The sequence below is a fragment of the Kaarinaea lacus genome (genome assembly GCF_975902315.1).
In genome coordinates, this window is the sequence record NZ_CDLKIE010000379.1 from 1 (window position 1) to 2786 (window position 2786).

Here is a 2786-nt window from a genome sequence, read left to right on the forward strand (position 1 = left end):
AAAGAATTGAGTAAAGTTCCGTATAACCATGCGCTGCACACGGACCGATTCTACCATTGAAAAAGAAGATGCTGTTACAAAAATGATGAGACACCTTTTCTACATAATTTTATTTCTGCAAAGCCAGCCTTTATATGCCGAAATGCGATTGAGGATGGAATTCACAAGACCGGATGGTTCAACCAATTGGCAGCATATCGCCAACTGGTCCGGTGGTACACTGATCCTGTTATTGTCGATAGCAGTCATAACTCTGTTTATTACGCGGCGAAAATTACGCAAATCCAACCAGGAGCTACACAAGATTCGTAGTGAACTTGAGTTGCGTGTGCAGGAACGCACAGCGACACTGGATGAGTCAAACCGTTTACTCAAAGAAACCAATAAACTGCTGGAAAATGAGATTGCCATGCACGTAAGTACCTCATCCAGGCTGCGTGCTTCAGAGTCCTATATAAAGAACATCCTGGAATCCATGCCGCTGGTGCTGGTTGGTGTCAATAAAGATGGGGAAATCACCCAGTGGAATAAACGGGCGGAAGAAATTACGGGTATTAAAGCAGAAAGTGTTTTAAACAAAAATCTGTGGAAAGCCTACCCGACAATTACTGTTTCACCCGAACAGGTTAATGATGCTATTAAAAAGAATGAAGCGATTACCATCAAGCACACTCAACGCGGCCAATATTGTTTTGATATTACCATCTATCCACTTCAGGATCACATTGAACCCGGTGTGGTGATTCTGATCGATGATGTAACCAAGAAAATGATGGCGGAAAATATGCTGATTCAAAATGACAAAATATCGTCTATGGGTGAGCTGGCGTCGTCAATGGCCCATGATATCAATACGCCGCTACAATCAATATTATTCGACTTAAGGACCTTTCAGCGGTTACTTGCCGATAGCAGTCAATACATTAATGAAATCAAGAGCAATGGTATGCCCGAAAAACTCACCAGCTTGCTGTCTGATGCTAATGAGAAAGGCGAAAAAGTGGCATCAATTGTTCAAAATTTGCAGGATTTCGCCCGCGGGCGCGGTGGCAGAATACAACGGGCCAACATGGTCGACGTTATGGAGCATACTCTGGAGTTAGCCGGCGATGTCTTATCGGCTCCGTCGGGACTCAAGTTCATAGACATACAGATTGAAAGAAACTATGAAAAAGATTTGCCAATGATACCCTGTTATGTGACCGAGTTGCAGCAGGCGTTACTTAGTTTGTTTCGTCATGCCTATGATGCTTTGGGTCGGATGGATGAGTCCGATTACGAGCCAGTCATTAAGATTCAGATGAATGTAGGTTATGACAGTTTCTGGATAAAAATACAGCACAATGGTGTTGGCTTAACGGATGAAGAACAATTGTATTTGTTCGAACCCTTCGTCGGTAAAGATGCACCTGAAATAAGTTACGATGCGGGTAAGCGGTTGTCATTTGCATACTTTATTATTACTGAGCAGCACCAGGGACAGATAGCCGTGACCTCCGATGTCAATGTAGGCACTACATTTCATATTCAATTGCTACTAAAGTAGATTGGTCTTACGAGAAGTGTTAAGGGGGCTGGCCGGAATTAAGAAGCCGGAGCCTTATTCTGCATTTTTTAAATGCGCTTTTTATTGTTTAATCATTAAATATACTAAGGTTATGTGATCGCTAAATCAGGGAAGGGAAGCATGGAAAATACTACACGAACCGTATTGATCTGCTGCTTAATGTTCAGTATGTCGGGCTGCGCCACTATGACCATAGAAGGCGATGGCCAAAAAACACCACAATCAAAAACGGGTACACATACTGTACATGGTTCCTTTTACAGTTTCGCCTGGTCTGAGCCGCCCGTTGACAAGTGCGATAACGGCCGAGGTTTGTATCGAGCACGCTATCACACCAACATGGCTTATGTATTAGTGTCAGCCATTTCGTTAGGGCTCTACGTGCCACAGACGGTTGAATGGTGGTGTGACGGTACGCCCAAACCGGAGGATGATGAAGTTCTTTATCACCCAGGTCGGCAACCTTAATGGAAGGAGGTTGCTGGAATGGCTAAAGTCCGTAATTTAATTATAGGCTGCGACGGTACATGGAATGACACCGATGATCCAGAGCATACCAATGTCGTTAAAATATTAAATGCATGCGCGGCAAAAAACCAGGTTGTACATTATGAAGAAGGCGTCGGCACTGCGCATTGGGAGGCACTTCCTGGCGGCATTTATGGCAAAGGGCTGGATCGGCAAATACTTGGTGCATACCGCTTCTTAAGAAAGCGCTTTGCGGACACAAACTGGGCTCGAGATGAGAACAAGGTATTTATTTTTGGATTCAGCCGGGGCTCTTATGCTGCACGCCGTTTAGCAGGATTAATTTCGCACTCCGGCGTGCCGGTTAAAGCCAGTGATGTCGAACTCGGCTGGCAGCTGTATTTAAAACGTGACTCCGACAGTGCCGATCTCTTAAAACAAAGAGGCAGCTTTTTCGATGTTCCGGTGGAAATGCTGGGTGTATGGGACACCGTTAAAACCACAACAGATGAAGATTTCAATGACCATAAATTGCCAAAGTGTGTTGTTGCTGGTTACCATGCAATGGCGATAGACGAGCAAAGAAAGTTTTTTCCCGTACTGAAATGGAATAGCGAGACTCGTGTCAATCAGACGTGGTTTTCCGGTGTACATTCTGATGTGGGTGGTGGCTATAAGGAATGTGGGTTGTCTGATATTGCTTTACTATGGATGATCGACCGAGCGTATAAACATGGTATAAGCTTCAAGG

At 44.4% G+C, this 2786-nt stretch carries 3 protein-coding genes; all 3 read left to right on the forward strand.

Annotated features, from left to right (window positions below; translation table 11 throughout):
• Positions 1-154 precede the first annotated feature (154 nt).
• Positions 155-1546 carry a two-component system sensor histidine kinase NtrB gene (locus tag ACWVCM_RS12210; RefSeq protein ID WP_455202032.1) on the forward strand — a complete coding sequence of 464 codons (1392 nt, stop codon included), beginning with the start codon at positions 155-157 and terminating at the stop codon, positions 1544-1546.
• A gap of 141 nt (positions 1547-1687) precedes the next feature.
• Positions 1688-2035, forward strand: a complete 348-nt coding sequence (locus ACWVCM_RS12215; RefSeq protein WP_455202033.1) for a hypothetical protein — start codon at positions 1688-1690, stop codon at positions 2033-2035.
• A gap of 18 nt (positions 2036-2053) precedes the next feature.
• On the forward strand, positions 2054-2786 hold a 733-nt coding region (locus ACWVCM_RS12220; protein ID WP_455202034.1), incomplete at its 3' end, for a DUF2235 domain-containing protein.

What these genes read in the sequence shown, in the direction of transcription:
- ACWVCM_RS12215 (WP_455202033.1), top strand. Translation starts at nt 1,688, where the DNA reads ATGGAAAATACTACACGAACCGTATTGATCTGCTGCTTAATGTTCAGT.
- ACWVCM_RS12210 (WP_455202032.1), top strand. Translation starts at nt 155, where the DNA reads ATGGAATTCACAAGACCGGATGGTTCAACCAATTGGCAGCATATCGCC.